Origin of the sequence: Acinetobacter guerrae (genome assembly GCF_009372255.1) — a bacterium.
In the GTDB taxonomy this organism is placed as follows: Bacteria; Pseudomonadota; Gammaproteobacteria; order Pseudomonadales; family Moraxellaceae; genus Acinetobacter; species Acinetobacter guerrae.
In genome coordinates this window covers 140,218-155,170 of record NZ_LXGN01000001.1, presented here as the reverse complement: position 1 = coordinate 155,170, position 14,953 = coordinate 140,218, and the positions used below count along the sequence as shown (strand labels likewise).

Annotated in this window: 17 protein-coding genes and 1 other RNA gene; 9 read left to right on the top strand and 9 right to left on the bottom strand. The window is 38.5% G+C overall.

Translation table 11 applies throughout. The features are described from left to right. The first annotated feature begins 2 nt into the window (after window positions 1-2). Complete coding sequence (gene fabZ, locus A7A69_RS00725; protein WP_120369195.1) at window positions 3-488, top strand: 3-hydroxyacyl-ACP dehydratase FabZ; 486 nt, start codon at window positions 3-5, stop codon at window positions 486-488. Continuing rightward, window positions 485-1,273: an acyl-ACP--UDP-N-acetylglucosamine O-acyltransferase gene (gene lpxA, locus A7A69_RS00720; protein WP_120369194.1), complete on the top strand. Its 789-nt coding sequence runs from the start codon at window positions 485-487 to the stop codon at window positions 1,271-1,273. Before fabZ ends, lpxA begins: the two co-directional genes overlap by 4 nt. A 64-nt stretch (window positions 1,274-1,337) precedes the next feature. On the opposite strand, the gene A7A69_RS00715 is transcribed toward lpxA, so the two are convergent. After that, a complete protein-coding gene (locus A7A69_RS00715; protein WP_152875970.1) occupies window positions 1,338-2,225 on the bottom strand; it encodes a YbgF trimerization domain-containing protein in 888 nt (295 codons plus the stop codon). A gap of 395 nt (window positions 2,226-2,620) precedes the next feature. On the opposite strand from A7A69_RS00715, the gene ffs reads away from it, so the two are divergent. Next, window positions 2,621-2,717: signal recognition particle sRNA small type (gene ffs, locus A7A69_RS00710), an RNA gene on the top strand. 10 nt (window positions 2,718-2,727) lie between these two features. On the opposite strand, the gene A7A69_RS00705 is transcribed toward ffs, so the two are convergent. From A7A69_RS00705 to A7A69_RS00690, 4 genes are all read right to left on the bottom strand, one after another. After that, window positions 2,728-3,213, bottom strand: coding sequence for a regulatory protein RecX (locus A7A69_RS00705; RefSeq protein WP_120369192.1), 486 nt, complete (start codon window positions 3,211-3,213; stop codon window positions 2,728-2,730). Between the two features lie 54 nt (window positions 3,214-3,267). After that, window positions 3,268-4,317 carry a recombinase RecA gene (recA, locus tag A7A69_RS00700; protein WP_120369191.1) on the bottom strand — a complete coding sequence of 350 codons (1,050 nt, stop codon included), beginning with the start codon at window positions 4,315-4,317 and terminating at the stop codon, window positions 3,268-3,270. A 159-nt stretch (window positions 4,318-4,476) separates the two neighbouring features. Further along, complete coding sequence (locus A7A69_RS00695; RefSeq protein ID WP_152875969.1) at window positions 4,477-4,917, bottom strand: RNA-binding S4 domain-containing protein; 441 nt, start codon at window positions 4,915-4,917, stop codon at window positions 4,477-4,479. After that, complete coding sequence (locus tag A7A69_RS00690) at window positions 4,901-5,608, bottom strand: HAD-IA family hydrolase (protein ID WP_152875968.1); 708 nt, start codon at window positions 5,606-5,608, stop codon at window positions 4,901-4,903. Before A7A69_RS00690 ends, A7A69_RS00695 begins: the two co-directional genes overlap by 17 nt. 12 nt (window positions 5,609-5,620) lie before the next feature. On the opposite strand from A7A69_RS00690, the gene A7A69_RS00685 reads away from it, so the two are divergent. Next, entirely contained in the window at window positions 5,621-6,481 is an 861-nt protein-coding gene (locus A7A69_RS00685; protein ID WP_152875967.1) for a 3'(2'),5'-bisphosphate nucleotidase CysQ family protein, read from the top strand. A 59-nt stretch (window positions 6,482-6,540) separates the two neighbouring features. Beyond that, complete coding sequence (locus tag A7A69_RS00680; RefSeq protein ID WP_120369187.1) at window positions 6,541-7,284, top strand: histidine phosphatase family protein; 744 nt, start codon at window positions 6,541-6,543, stop codon at window positions 7,282-7,284. Here A7A69_RS00680 and A7A69_RS00675 read toward each other — a convergent pair. Continuing rightward, window positions 7,272-8,258 (bottom strand): acyltransferase family protein, encoded by a 987-nt coding sequence (locus A7A69_RS00675; RefSeq protein WP_152875966.1) that lies wholly within the window; start codon window positions 8,256-8,258, stop codon window positions 7,272-7,274. The genes A7A69_RS00680 and A7A69_RS00675 overlap by 13 nt on opposite strands. Before the next feature lie 79 nt (window positions 8,259-8,337). After that, the gene (gene rpsT / locus A7A69_RS00670) at window positions 8,338-8,607 is read right to left on the bottom strand and encodes a 30S ribosomal protein S20 (RefSeq protein ID WP_004987979.1); all 270 of its coding nucleotides are present in this window, start codon (window positions 8,605-8,607) and stop codon (window positions 8,338-8,340) included. A 209-nt stretch (window positions 8,608-8,816) separates the two neighbouring features. Between rpsT and A7A69_RS00665 the strand changes: the two genes are divergently transcribed. From A7A69_RS00665 to A7A69_RS00650, 4 genes are all read left to right on the top strand, one after another. Continuing rightward, on the top strand, window positions 8,817-9,482 hold the full coding sequence (locus tag A7A69_RS00665; protein ID WP_152875965.1) for a Rossmann-fold NAD(P)-binding domain-containing protein: 666 nt from the start codon (window positions 8,817-8,819) through the stop codon (window positions 9,480-9,482). 11 nt (window positions 9,483-9,493) lie between these two features. Further along, window positions 9,494-10,006, top strand: a complete 513-nt coding sequence (gene rraA, locus A7A69_RS00660) for a ribonuclease E activity regulator RraA (protein WP_152875964.1) — start codon at window positions 9,494-9,496, stop codon at window positions 10,004-10,006. A 14-nt stretch (window positions 10,007-10,020) separates the two neighbouring features. After that, complete coding sequence (locus tag A7A69_RS00655; RefSeq protein ID WP_152875963.1) at window positions 10,021-10,803, top strand: glutathione S-transferase N-terminal domain-containing protein; 783 nt, start codon at window positions 10,021-10,023, stop codon at window positions 10,801-10,803. A 175-nt stretch (window positions 10,804-10,978) separates the two neighbouring features. Continuing rightward, window positions 10,979-11,920, top strand: coding sequence for a Dyp-type peroxidase (locus tag A7A69_RS00650; RefSeq protein WP_120369182.1), 942 nt, complete (start codon window positions 10,979-10,981; stop codon window positions 11,918-11,920). Window positions 11,921-11,989: 69 nt separating this feature from the next. On the opposite strand, the gene A7A69_RS00645 is transcribed toward A7A69_RS00650, so the two are convergent. Both A7A69_RS00645 and A7A69_RS00640 read right to left on the bottom strand, forming a co-directional pair. Then, a complete protein-coding gene (locus A7A69_RS00645) occupies window positions 11,990-13,660 on the bottom strand; it encodes an FMN-binding glutamate synthase family protein (RefSeq protein ID WP_120369181.1) in 1,671 nt (556 codons plus the stop codon). A 114-nt stretch (window positions 13,661-13,774) separates the two neighbouring features. Next, the gene (locus A7A69_RS00640; RefSeq protein WP_152875962.1) at window positions 13,775-14,947 is read right to left on the bottom strand and encodes a ribosomal protein uL16 3-hydroxylase; all 1,173 of its coding nucleotides are present in this window, start codon (window positions 14,945-14,947) and stop codon (window positions 13,775-13,777) included. Window positions 14,948-14,953 lie beyond the last annotated feature (6 nt).

Here is a 14,953-nt window from a genome sequence, read left to right as displayed (position 1 = left end):
TGATGACTGAGTCAAAAACTCCCGCGTTTACGATCCCTGAATTGCCTATGCACATTCAAACTATTCGTGAATACCTGCCACATCGTTATCCATTTTTACTGGTTGACCGTGTGGTTGAAGTAACTGAAAATTCAATCGTTGGTTATAAAAATGTTTCAATCAACGAAGAATTTTTACAAGGACATTTTCCTGAATATCCAATTATGCCTGGTGTGTTAATTGTAGAAGCATTAGCTCAAGTTTCAGGTGTTCTTGGTTTTATCATGAATAATGAGAAGCCAAAAGCAGGTTCTTTGTTCCTTTTTGCGGGTGCAGAGAGAGTGCGTTTTAAAAAACAAGTTGTTGCAGGTGATCAGCTTGTCTTAAAATCTGAGTTAGTCATGCAAAAACGTGGCATTTACAAATATAATTGTACAGCCACAGTGGATGGCATTGTGGCAACGACCGCTGAAATTATGATTTCGCACCAGATAACAGAGCAGGCATGAGTAATAAAGACCTAATTCATTCTACCGCTATTATTGACTCATCTGCAGTAATTGCCCCAGATGTCCAAATTGGCCCCTTTTGTGTAATTGGACCTAATGTAAGCATTGCTACAGGTACAAAGCTTCATTCACATGTGGTGGTTGGGGGGTTTACTCGTATTGGTGAACATAATGAAATTTTTCAGTTCGCTAGTGTTGGTGAGATTTGCCAAGATTTAAAATATAATGGTGAAGAAACTTGGCTAGAAATTGGAAACAATAACCGTATTCGAGAGCATTGTAGCTTGCATCGAGGTACTGTTCAGGACAATAGTCTGACAAAAGTTGGCCATAACAATTTGTTGATGGTCAATACCCATATTGCACATGACTGTGTGATTGGTGACAACAATATTTTTGCTAATAATGTGGGCGTTGCTGGTCATGTTCATATTGGTGATTATGTGGTTGTAGGTGGAAACTCAGGTATTCACCAGTTTTGCAAAATTGATTCTTATAGCATGGTGGGTGGAGCGTCTTTAATTTTAAAAGATGTGCCTGCTTATGTAATGGTTTCAGGCAATCCAGCACATGCATTTGGAATGAATGTTGAAGGTATGCGTCGGAAGGGTTGGTCAAAAAATGTGATCAATGGATTGCGAGATTCTTTTAAAATTATTTATAAATCAGGTTTAACGACTGAACAAGCACTTGAAAAAATTCGTGCTGAGATTTTGCCAGAAATTTCTGAAGTTCAGTTGCTGATTGATTCAGTTGAATCATCAAAGCGCGGAATTATTCGTTAATTTTGTATATTCTAGAAAAGAAAAAGACACATTTAATATGTGTCTTTTTCTTTTCTGCGGGGTGTTACTTTTTAACAAAACCCGCTTCTTCAGATTGTGGATAGCTAGCAAGAAGCTTGTTTTTATATTGTGTGGCTACAGCAGTCTTATGATCTACATCTTTTGCGATGCTATATAGTTGATATAAAGAACGTGGTGCTTTGCTAGAGGTTGGATACTTATCTGCTACGGTTTGATAATTCTTTTTTGCTTGAGCATAATTTACAGGATCTGATGCTAAATGAAACTCAGCTAGCCAAAAGTAAGCATTTGGCGTGTAAATGCTGTTTGGGTGATTTTTAATAAAGTTTTCCATTGGTGCAATCGCTTTTTTTGCACCTCCTTGTTTATAAGCATCAAGAGCAACGGTATAAGCAGCTTTATCGAGTTCTGCTGAATCCTTATTTTGTGTCGGTGCTTGAGCAGTATTGGTGTTGTTAGTTGTACTTGCGTTTGCTTGTTGATTGGTTTGAGCTACAGCAGGCGTAGCTGTTGTCTGCTGAGGATCGGCATTTACAGGAGCTTGTGCATTGTTACTGATGTTAGGAGTTGCACTATTCGGATCGGTAGCAGCATTTTCATCTGTTGCAACACTATCTGGATCAACTTTCTGATTCAATAACTCTAGACGTTGATCCAGATCAGTGTATCGATTTGCTAAGTCTTTTTTCAGTTGATCAATCGCGTGAGTTTGTTCCTCTAATTGGCCGCGTAATACACGTATATCATTTTCGAGTTGCTGATTTTTCTGCATTAACTGCCAGTTAAGATTGGTCGCAACAGGTTGATCATTTGCAACTGACATTGATCCAGAGTCGGATTGGCTTAAGCCACGTGATTCAATTGGAATATTGGCATAAATAGAAGAGCCGCAGAGCAGGGTAATCGCGAATAAAGAATGCTTTTTTAGCATAAGCCACAATCCATAATTTTAAATATAACGTCAAGCAGTTGTTTTTTACTCATTCACTAATAAAAAACAAATTGAAAGCAAATGCCATTAAAAACACCCCGCCATAGAATTGCAATAAGTAATTACAATAATTTAGCATTTATCCTTTTAGATAAAAACGGACAAAAGAAAGTCTGGAGGAATCACAGCAATTTTTACAGCTAAAATTAGCTCGTAGTGTTTCATGATCTTTAATAATAAGCGGGTCTTTTTAAAAATAGGAAAAGAAAAAAGACAATCAAATCTTTAAATTTGTTGATGATTTAGTCAATTGAAATGAAAACTGAAGGAAAAGAGGAGATAGCACTTGCAACACATTTAAAAATCTCTATACTCTGTTCTTGCAATGGTAGCCCTGCTGGTGGCTTCGCAATTGTACTCTGTGAACCCCGCCAGGACCGGAAGGTAGCAACGGTAACAGATCTACGATGTGCCGAGGTTTTGCTAGTAGGGCTGCCACCATTTATTCTTCTTCAGTCGTTCGACTAATTGCTTTCATAATTACATTCATATCAAACCCGCGATATTGCAAAAAACGAATCTGTTTGGCTTTTTGTTTTGGATCTTTTTCTACATCGTTTCCAAATTTTTTAACTTTTAATTGATATGCCTGCTCAAACCAGTCAACTTCCTGAATATCTTCTAGAATTAAATGACTATCTACTTGTTTATGTTTAAGTGCTTGTTTAATTCGGTTTGGGCCTTTGCCTTTACGAATTTGGCTAGACAAGATCATTTCAGCAACACGTTGATCGCTCTGGTATTGACGTTCTGATAGCTCCTCAACCAATGCCAAGACTTCATTGTGATCCTGAGCATAAAGGCTCAGTTTTTCAATCAATTCTGCCTTTGCATATTCTTTACGTGTTAGCAGTGCAAAAGCATAAGAACGCAGACGAGCGCCTGTGAGTTTTGCTTTATTGGGTTGATCATCTGAATTTGAATACATATAAAAGTTGTTCCAAATGAAAAACGCCCCGAAGGGCGTTTAATTGTAGCTCGATTAGCTTTCTAAAAAGTCAGGTTGTTCTTCTTCATCGTCTTCGGTGCTTTGAGCAACTGGGGTGCTGGTCAGTAACTTTTCACGAATTTGTTTTTCAATTTCCTGAGCAATTTGAGGGTTTTCCTCAAAATAACGAATTACGTTATTTTTACCCTGACCAATCTTATTGCCCTGATAAGAATACCAAGCACCTGCTTTTTGCACGATTTCTTGTTGTACAGCTAAATCAACCACTTCACCAAGTTGGTTAGTGCCTTTACCGTACATAATTTGGAAAAGTGCTTCTTTAAATGGAGGTGCCATTTTATTTTTTACGACTTTAACTTTGGTTTCAGAACCAACAATCTCATCGCCTTCTTTAACCTGACCAACACGACGAATATCTAAACGTACAGAAGCATAGAATTTGAGCGCGTTACCACCTGTGGTGGTTTCTGGGCTACCAAACATCACACCAATTTTCATACGAATCTGGTTAATGAAGATCACCATGCAATTTGAACGTTTGGCATTACCTGTAATTTTACGTAATGCCTGACTCATTAAACGAGCTTGTAAGCCCATGTGTGAGTCGCCCATTTCACCTTCAATCTCAGCACGTGGAGTTAGTGCAGCCACAGAGTCGACAACAATAAGATCAATTGCGCCTGAACGAACCAACATATCTGCAATTTCAAGTGCCTGCTCACCATTGTCAGGTTGTGAAACTAATAGATTGTCGATGTCTACGCCAAGTTTACGGGCATATTGTGGATCGAGTGCATGCTCAGCATCGATAAAAGCGCAAGTACCGCCCGCTTTTTGACATTGGGCAATGGCTTGTAAGGTCATGGTGGTTTTACCCGATGATTCTGGGCCATAAATCTCAACAATACGGCCTTTTGGTAAGCCACCAATACCGAGTGCAATATCGAGTGTTAGAGAGCCTGTAGATACAGCTTCAACAGCTTGCACAGTGTTATCGCCTAAACGCATCACTGTATTTTTACCAAATTGTTTTTCAATTTGGCTCAAGGCCGCGTTTAATGCCTTGCTTTTATTATCATCCATCTCACAACCTCAAAACTGTGTAATATCACTATCATTCAAAGTGGATGTATCGAATTTTAACCTCGTTCCACCTGTGTATAGTGACAGATTTATTTTTAATATTCCATGTCAAGATCATGTCAGTACGACACAATATGACGTGTATAAAAAGTACCTCAATCAATCATCATGATAAGACCACGATTGGTCAAACTGCTGATCATTTTCTTGTTTAAACTTGCTGATTTGTCGACGATCTTTTTTAGATGGACGATGATCAGGTCGGGCTAGATTATGCAATTTTCTTTGTGATGCAATCAACTCCCTTCGCGCTAAACTGACTTCGGTTTCTTCATACAATAATTGCGCCACAGGTGCGGGACCACGTGTTGATGACAGAGCTTTAATCACCACGGTTTTCTTTTCAAATCCCTGCATAATGGTAAGCTCCATACCTACACGGATTTCTTTAGAAACCTTGACCCGCTCATTATCATGGTGAACTTTGCCACCTTCAATAGCGGCTTTAGCAATGGAACGTGTTTTAAAAAAACGAGCTGCCCAAAGCCATTTATCAACACGCATTGAGTCACTTACATTTTGTTCAAGCTGTTTTGACATCAACATCCTTAACTTGAGATTGAGGTAAAAAAGAAAGTAATTCTACTAAATGATTGATTGCAGGGTAGTTTAAACTGGATAACTCACGCACAGGTTTTAAACTTGAGGGTTGAGTAATGGTAATGAGTTGTTCAATACCAAACTGTTTAGCCCCTGCCAGTACTTGTGCTGTGTCATCAACCAAAACGACTTGCGTAGGGTCAAACGAGTGCAGCTGTTGTAAACTTTGCCAAAAGCCAATATCTTCTTTGGCATAGCCTAGCTGCTGGCTGCTAACCATTAGTTCAAAATAAGGGCGAAGAGCAACATTTTCAAGTTTGAGTTTTAAGCTTGGTTGATCGGCATTGGTGACCAGCCAACAGCGGTAACCAAGTTCTTTAAGTTGTTGCAATAGTTTAAAACAGCCCGATCTGGGTTGAATTTTATGTTGAAATTCTTGCTGTAGTTTTAATACATCAACACCAACTTTTGCTGTCCAATATTTCGATGAGTACCAAGATAATGTGTGCTTGTGTTGTTGGTAAAATTGAGATAACGTTTCTTGGCTTTGCTGCAAAGTGCATTGATGAGCTTGCGCATGGCGTTCGGGCAAACACTGATTCCAGATAAAATCATCAAAACTTAAGTCGAGTAGCGTACCATCCATATCAAACAGGACAATAGGTAAAGTCGAAGAATTACAATTTGGCATACGGGATAGTCTATGTTTATTAAAACTCATGCACCACAGGATGCGTTAATCACGCAATTATTGCCTGTGTTACAGCAAGCGAGTCAAATTCTTTTTGAAGAATACCAAAGTTATACCGCAGGAAGCGAGTTTAATATTCACCAAAAAAGTGATCAATCTCCTGTGACACAGGCAGATTTGAAAGTAAATGATTTTTTAATCAAAGCTTTAGCGAAAATTCAGCCTGTATATCCTGTATTATCCGAAGAAAGTGATAATTCTGATCGGCATGAATGGTCAACCTGTTGGATGCTTGATCCGTTAGATGGTACAAAAGAGTTTATCCATGAACGAGATGAATTTACGATTAATTTAAGTTTAATAAAAAAAACAAAAACTATATTTTCAGTGATTGTCGTGCCTTGTGAGCAGCAAGTGTACTTGGGTTATATCAATGAATTGCCATATAAATATCAATTTAATCATGGGCAATGGTGGCGTTATCAAACAGTTGAAAACCGAAAGCCGCATGAGTTGCAAGTTGGTTTAAGTCATAACAGTAAAAATCCGAAGTATAAGCAGTTCATTGAGTATATTGAACGCGATGATCATACAGTGATACATCGTGAAGCGGGCAGTGCTTATAAGTTTTGTATGATGCTTGAAGATGAGATTGATCTTTATCCGAGATTTCATCCAACTTCAGAATGGGATACGAGTGCAGGTCAGGGCTTACTAGAAAGTATAGGTGGTGGGCTGATTACACTGTCAGGAAAACCTTTTGAATATAACAGGCGTGATACTGTTTTAAATGAGGGTTTTTTGGCTTTTACGACACCTGAAATAAAACAGTTAGCATTAAATGCGCTAAAGCAATTGCAGATTACAGATTGAGAGTTTTTGCCTGCATGGTATAGTGAGCAGGTAATGAAAATGACAATATAAGATGATATATGGCACTTAAGCTATTACCTCCCAGTATGCTACAGGCAATTGATTTACTGCCCGATGGCAATGTTCCTGTAACACTTTTTACACGGCATTCGATTCGTGAAATTGTGAATGGGCAGGGTTTGGCTGGTTATGATTTACAACTTACTGAATCAGGTCGTGTATTGGCAGAAGAATGGGGAGCCTGTTTGATACAAAACACAGGTCGTATGATTCAACATTGTATTTCAAGCCCAATTCAACGCTGTATTGACACAGCCGCATTGATGATTGAGGGTGCAGATCGTGTTACTCCTAAAACCAACACACATACGATTGAAATTGTTGAGCAGGGTTTATTGGTTGAACCAGGTAGTTTTGTACTGGATATAAAGAAAGCTGCGCCTTATTTTCGTGAACAAGGTGCGCTTGGTTTTATTAATAGTTTTGTGAATAACGCCTTACCCGGAATGAAGCATCCTATTACTGGTGTCTTTGATGTACTAGAACTGATCTATAACACCCACCCAAATACTTCTCAGGGTTTAAGCTTGGCTGTGAGCCATGACACGATTATTGCAGCCATTGTTGCTGTGATTTCTGGTCGCAGTCAAATTGATAAAAAAGACTGGCCTGCAATGATGGAAGGATTATTTGTCTGGTTTGAAGGTGATGACTTTATTAATAGCCAGCTTAAATGGATCTGGCGTGGAGAAGTACATCAATTAAATGTCAGTGATTTTATTCAGCCTGATCAACGTTTATAAAAATAATGTATGGGTTTTAGCAATAGTTGAGTCAAGTTCATTGCATTTTTTTGAATAATTCTGGATAGAAACTTAGCTTTTAAAATAATACAAAGCATGCTGCTGATGACTAGACAACATATAATATTTAAAACAGGGTGTGTCGTTGCTATAAACGCAAAGTGCGACAAAGCAATAATAAAAAAACCATGCAGTAAATAAATGGCTAAGGTCTGTTCACCCAGAGCTCTAAAAAATTCTGGGAGTTTTGAGGCACAAGCAAGTAAAGAAATAGTCCCACAAATTGCAAGAAAGAATAACATCAAGCGTGTCACGATCCCATTGAGCGGGTTCATCTGTAATTGTTGATAGGACAAACTTCCATAGAGCCAATAATGATTTGGTTGTAAGAAAGCCAGTGCTATGATCAATATCATCAAACTTGCGCTGGTAATCCACAACCAATAACTTGATTTTTGAAAGGTATTTAAAAAAGATTTGCCATAAATTGCACCTATTACAAAAAATGGTAAAAAGACAAAAATTCGTCCGATTGAAAATAGGTAATTATTAAATGGTGATAATCCAATCCCTAAACTTGCCAGAATAGCGATGAGTAAGGGATAGCGACTTTTTATGAGTAAAGATGTGAGTAGACTCCAAGCCACCATTCCCCATAAATACCATAAGATCCAATACGGTTTGATCACCCAGCCTAGCCAATTCTGATGATCTATAAAAATAAGATTGAAACCTAAATATAGCAGCTGAAATGACACAGCAAGTACGATAAAAAATAAAGTTTTTTCAAATAATTTATGATTTTTGAAGAATAAACCTGAAATGAAGATAAAGGCAGGCATGTGAAAGCTGTAGATGAATGTCAGTAATATGCCGCTTAAATCATTCCAGCCAATAAAACGTTCTAAAATATGACCAAATACAACCAGAAAGATCAGTAAACCTTTGGCTTTATCCAGACTGGTATCACGCATGGGGAAGATAAGATGGTGTTAAAAATTATTATTTTGATGGCAATAAAAAAAGCCCAGTAGGGCTTTCTTTATTTGCTACTTAGTTAGAAGCTAGAGCTTTAACTTGAGCGTTTAAACGGCTCTTATGACGAGCAGCTTTGTTTTTGTGGATGATGCCTTTATCAGCCATACGGTCGATTACAGGAACAGCTTTTTTATAAGCTTCTGTAGCAACAGCATAATCACCAGATGCGATTGCACTTACAGTACGTTTGATGTAAGTACGAACCATAGAACGCAAGCTTGCGTTGTGTTTACGCGCTTTAACGTTTTGACGCGCACGTTTTTTTGCCTGAGCAGAGTTTGCCACTCTTGCACTCCTTGAAATTTGATTGGTCTGGGCGGGCTGAAGTTTCACTGGTTATAGTTAAAACTATCACCAGCCCGTAAACAAGTGCCATATTTTGATGAATTGGTGCGGCTAAGTCAAGCCTTGAGACGTTTTTGTAACGTTTTTGATGGTGATAAATTCACAAGAACAGGCTAAATTAAAATAAAAGTACTTAGGCTGCTTAAAATATGGCAAATATGAAGAATAAGGCGTTGGTTATCGGCGCAACGGGACTTGTCGGAAAAGCATTGATAAAACAATTACAAGCGTCGTCAGAATTTGATTTTGTGAATGTAATTGTACGCAAAGAACTCAGCGAATTTAAATCTCTCTCCAAAGTCAGTCAATTTGTAATCGAAGATTTTTTGTTACTTAATGATCAAGATGTCAGTGGCTATACACATGCTTTTAGCTGTTTAGGCTCAACGATTAAAAAAGCAGGCAGCAAACAAAATTTTTATGCGATTGATTATGAGATTAATGCACACTTTGCAGATTTGCTGCAAGATAAAGAAACGCATTTGCTTTTGGTGAGTGCAATGGGTGCAAATTCTTCTTCCATCTTTTTTTATAATCGAGTGAAAGGCCAGCTTGAAGATTATTTGAAGACACTGACATTAAGCAAACTTTCTATATTTCATCCTTCTTTACTGATTGGACAACGGGACGAACAGCGCATATTTGAAGGACTTGCGCAAAAAATATTTTTAAATCTTGAGAATATTTGGAAGACACCATTTTTATATAGGCCTGTAACGGCAGAGCAGTTGGCTTATACAATGCTTGTAGCAGCAAAAACGCAAATGGAAGCCGTTAAAATTTATGATAATTTAAGCATACAAACCACTTCATAATGGAGAGCAACATGACAACAGTGCCTTTCGTAACCTGTGATTTACTTGATGACAATCCTGATAAAGACATTCAGGTTGTTACGCCATCACTGGATGGCCGCTTTTTTAAAAGTTACGGCGCACGGAAAAGCTTTGGTGGGCAAATCGTCACTGTAAAATGCTTTGAAGATAATTCACGTGTTAAAGAATTACTAGCAACAGATGGAACCAATAAAGTTTTAGTGGTTGATGGGGGAGCATCGATGCGCTGTGCATTAATGGGAGACATGATTGCTGAATCAGCCGTTCAAAATCACTGGAATGGCGTTGTGATTTATGGCTGTGTACGTGATGTTGATGCAATCGCTGAACTTGATCTAGGCGTACATGCATTGGCTGCAATTCCTCAAAAAAGTAACCGTAAAGGCATAGGCGAGGTTGATATAAATCTTTATTTTGGAGGTGTTACGTTCCAGTCAGGTGATTTCATTTATGCTGATAACAATGGGATTGTGGTTGCAAAAGAACAACTGGTAGCTTTATAAAACAGGATAAGTTTATGGTGATTCATCAAATAAAAGTCTTGCAATCTGTTGCATCAACACTTGCAGGAGGTGGGCGTGGTGTAAGCGGTACACCATTTCCTTCTCAGCCTATAAAGCCGCTTAAATTGTATGAGTTTGAGGGATCACCATTTTGCCGTCGTGTTCGTGAAGTCTTCACTTTGCTTAATCTGGACGTTGAAATTTACCCGTGTCCTAAAGGTGGCAAGAAATATCGCCAGATCGTAAAAGAAAAGGGCGGTAAATTACAGTTTCCTTTTTTGATTGATGAAAATACAGGGGATCAGTTGTATGAATCCGAGCAAATTGTTCATCATTTATTTAAATATTATGGAAAAACAGGCAAGACTCCTGCCAAATATAAGCATTATGCAAAAATACCTGTAGCTGAGTTTGCGGGAACACTTTTAAATATGGCGCGTGGCGTATGGGTCGATAAAAAAATTATAAATCGTGCTGCACCTAAGCAATTGCTTGAATTATGGAGCTTTGAAGCGAGTCCATATTCACGTATCGTTCGTGCAGAACTAAGTGAACTTGAAATTCCTTACATTTTACATAATGTGCCAAAAGAACGTTGGCAAGATCAGGGACCTGCGATCTTACGTTTAAAGCCAGGGAAATACGTGCCTTTGGCGGGTGGTAAGCGTGAAAAAATGTTGCCAGAAATGCAAGGAAGAATGCAGGTGCCTTATTTAGTTGATCCAAATACTGGGGTTAAGTTATTTGAGTCTGCTAAAATTGGGAAATATCTGAAGAAACAGTACGGAAAAGCTTAAGTAATTCTTTATTCTAGGCAGGCATCATTTTTAATCGAATGTATGTCTGTTTTTTTGTCTATATTTTATCCGTCTGTTCGTTTTGTCGGTCTGGCAATGCTAAGCTCTTTTATACTTTTAAATACAATATGTTAAATTAGCAACAAAATAAAATGCTCAGACAAGGCAGAGGTTTATGACATTGACTCGAGTTCAACCTGTTACCAGTCGTCCAGGTGAAAACGCGCTATTTATTGTATTGGGACTCTCTCTAACAGATGGTGTAAAAGAAAAAGTTATCGATTTCGCAGCAAACTTTTCAGCACTAACACGCAGTTTAAGGGCGCGATATCCTGATGATGACTTCAATGCTGTTTTAGGATTCAGTTCAAATGCTTGGGATATGCTTTTTGATGGACAGCCGAAACCACATGAGCTGACAACCTTTAAAGAGATTAAAGGGCCTAAATATACAGCTGTTTCGACGCCCGGAGACTTATTCTTCCATATTCGCGCAAACCGTCAGACCTTATGTTATGAGTTAGCCAGTATTATTCATCAGCAACTTAAAGATATTACCCATCCAATTGATGAAGTACACGGTTTTCGTTATTTCGATGGACGTGCCATTATTGGTTTTGTGGATGGCACTGAAAATCCAGAGCCTGAAATTGCGGCTGAATATGCATTAGTGGGGACGGAAGATCCACTGTTTACAGGTGGTAGCTATGCTTTTGTACAAAAATATATGCATGATATGGATAAATGGCGAAGTCTAAGTGATGAAGAGCAGGAAAAAGTCATTGGGCGTAAAAAGTTTAATGATGTTGAACTGGGTGATGATGTTAAACCCGAAACTGCACATAATAATGTCAGCAAAGCCTATGATGATGAAGGCAATGAACTGAAAATTATGCGTGCCAATATGCCGTTTTCCAATCCAAGCAAGGGTGAATATGGAACTTATTTTATTGGTTATGCCAATAAATTTAGTACCACACGTCAGATGGTGGAACATATGTTTCAGGGCAATGCCGAAGGACATTTAGATCGTCTGCTAGATTTTAGTACTGCCCAAACAGGAACTTTATTTTTTGTGCCAACAGTCGATTTTCTAGACGATTTAGGTGATGAATAATAGATTTATTCATCTAAATAAAAAACCCAAGTGAATGATCCACTTGGGTTTTTTTAAGCAATTTAAAAACTAAAATCGTTCAGCCATTGCCATGTTCCACATCCGATAATAAAAATTTTCATCATCTTTTTCATGACAATCTAAAAGTTCACCACCTTTAAAGAAAAAGTGTAGTTGAGCATAATTTTTGATTTCACGATCATTCAAACGCTGTGCCAAATGATGCGCTTTAATTTCTGATGGGTGTTGTAAGCCTGCTGCTGCAATCATTTCAGAAAGTGCATGTAAGGTATTTTTCTGGAAATTAAAAACACGATCGGCTTTGGTAGGTACATCAATTGCTTTTTGGCGGTCTTTATCTTGTGTTGCAACACCGACAGGACATTGATTTGTATGACAACTCTGTGCTTGAATACAACCGACAGCGAACATAAATCCACGAGCAGAATTGACCCAATCTGCACCTAGTGCAAACGTGCTAGCAATATCAAAAGCACTGATAATTTTACCACTGGCACCTAACTTAATCTGATCTCGTAATCCTGCTCCAATTAAAGTGTTATGCACAAACTGTAAGCCTTCACGCAGCGGTGTCCCAATGAAATCACTAAATTCGACAGGTGCTGCACCCGTACCACCTTCAGAGCCATCTACTACAATAAAATCTGGAATAATTTGGGTTGCAAGCATGGCTTTAACAATACCCATAAATTGCCATGGCTGACCAATACATAGTTTAAAACCGACAGGCTTGCCGCCAGAAAGCTCACGTAATTGCTGAATAAAATGCATCATTTCAATAGGTGTATTGAATGCAGAATGCTTTGGTGGAGAAATACAATCTCGGTCGCGAGGTACGCCACGAATCTCCGCAATTTCTTCGGTAATTTTATTTTTGGGTAAAATGCCGCCGTGACCCGGTTTAGCCCCTTGTGAAAGCTTAATTTCAATCATTTTTATTTGGGGAAGTGCCGCTTGTTTTTTAAATTTTTCAGGATCAAATTTTCCATCCAGTGTACGGCAACCAAAATAGCCACTGGCAATTTCCCAGACGATATCGCCGCCATTTTCCAGATGATAAGGGCTAAGACTTCCTTCACCAGTATCATGATAAAAATTTCCCATTTTCGCACCTTTGTTTAGCGCACGAATCGCATTGGCACTCAAACTTCCAAAGCTCATGGCTGAAATATTCATGATCGATGCGCTATAAGGCTGATGACATTGATGGTTGCCAATTTCTATACGAAAATTTTTAGGATCGGCTGGTTCGCATGGCGTAATCGAATGCACCATGAAGCGATAATCATCTTGATAGACATTAATAATTGAACCAAAAGGTTTGTCAGCATTTTCATTTTTGGCACGTTGATACACCAAACTGCGCTGCATCCGAGAGAAAGGTAGGGCATCCTGATCCGATTCAATAAAATACTGGCGAATTTCAGGGCGAAAATCTTCAAAGAAAAACCGAAAATGCCCCATGATCGGATAATTTCTTAAAATAGAATGTTTGCTTTGTAAAACATCATAAAGACCCACTAGACTAAGTAAACTGGTAAGGAGCCACAGTCCATTCAGCACAGTATCTGAAATAAAGTAATAAATATAATGAGGTGCATAGGAAATTCGAAACCAGCTAATGCTGATAGCAATAATAATGCACAGAAACCAGATGGAATGCCGCGAAAAAAAGGTGTTTAAAAATTTGTGACGGATACTTTGTGTGATGTTAGCCATTAAAACAATATTCCTTTTTTATTGCTATCTAAAGTAGCCAACTCACCCGCTTTAGCTCAAGTAACGAATTGTTAGAGCTGAGAATTATTCTAAACTCCCAGCTCAAAAAATGACTTAATTGGTTTCTTCTTCAGGAGGAAGCAACATCAAAACAGATTCATTGAGTAATTGTGCAATGTCCTCAAGTATTTCTTCTTGATTAAAGGTCTGATCGAATTGTAGGCTTTCACCATCCGCAAGTTTTTTTAAACTTGATTCAAAGTCTTCGGAAATGCAGCTTTCTTCGCCATTCGCCCAAAATAATAATTGTCCATCTTCTTGGGTATATAAAAGGCGTGAAGCGGGTTCCAAACGTAATTCGTAACCAGTATCCAGAATCTCTAGCAAGTCATCTGCTTCAATTTCATCTGCTTCTGGAATATTGTCAGGATATTTGGGTTCGGACATCAGCGACATGAGTGCATGTTCAAAATCACTAGAATGTTGCAATTGATCAAGTACTTTGGCTTTTAGATAGGCGAGTTCATTGGCAGTCATTTCTCCAATAGCAGAACTTCGATCGCGAACAATATCCAATAATGGATTTTTTAATAAAGTGTTGTCTGCAAATTTGTCACTGACCCGATCCATCATGGTTGCAATATTGGGCATACGAAAGCCAAAGGAAAAGGTCAGACAGTCATCTTCTGCTACACCATAATGTGACAAACCTGGTGGAACATAAAGTAAATCACCTGGAGCTAAGACTTCATCAAAATGGATCGCCATATCTGGCAATAATTTTAATGGCTGATTTGGCACAAACTCAGTTGAAGCATCACACATTTGCCCAAGTTGCCAACGGCGATGACCATAACCTTGAACTAGAAAAACATCATAAAAGTCAAAATGCTTACCTACAGAACCGCCTTTAGGTGCATAAGACACCATAATGTCGTCGCGTCGCCACTGCGGAATAAATGGAAATTTCTTCCAGAGTTCTGCCAGATCAAAAGAATAATGATCCACCGCTTGAACCAATAACGTCCAAAGTTTTGGCATCTTCTGAAAATCCCCTTTGACCAATGGAGAAGATTTTACAGTCCATTGATTTGGGTCCTTATCTTTTTGTTTGAGTAAACGTGCAGAAACGGTTTCTTCTAATGCCAATTCCTTAACATCGTCAGGCTCAAGAATATTGATAATTTCTGGCATCGCGTTGCGAACCAGTAATGGTTTTTTTTGCCAATACTCATTTAAAAATTGTTCTGCGGTGATTCCACCTAATACGTCTAAAGATTGCGACATAAAACG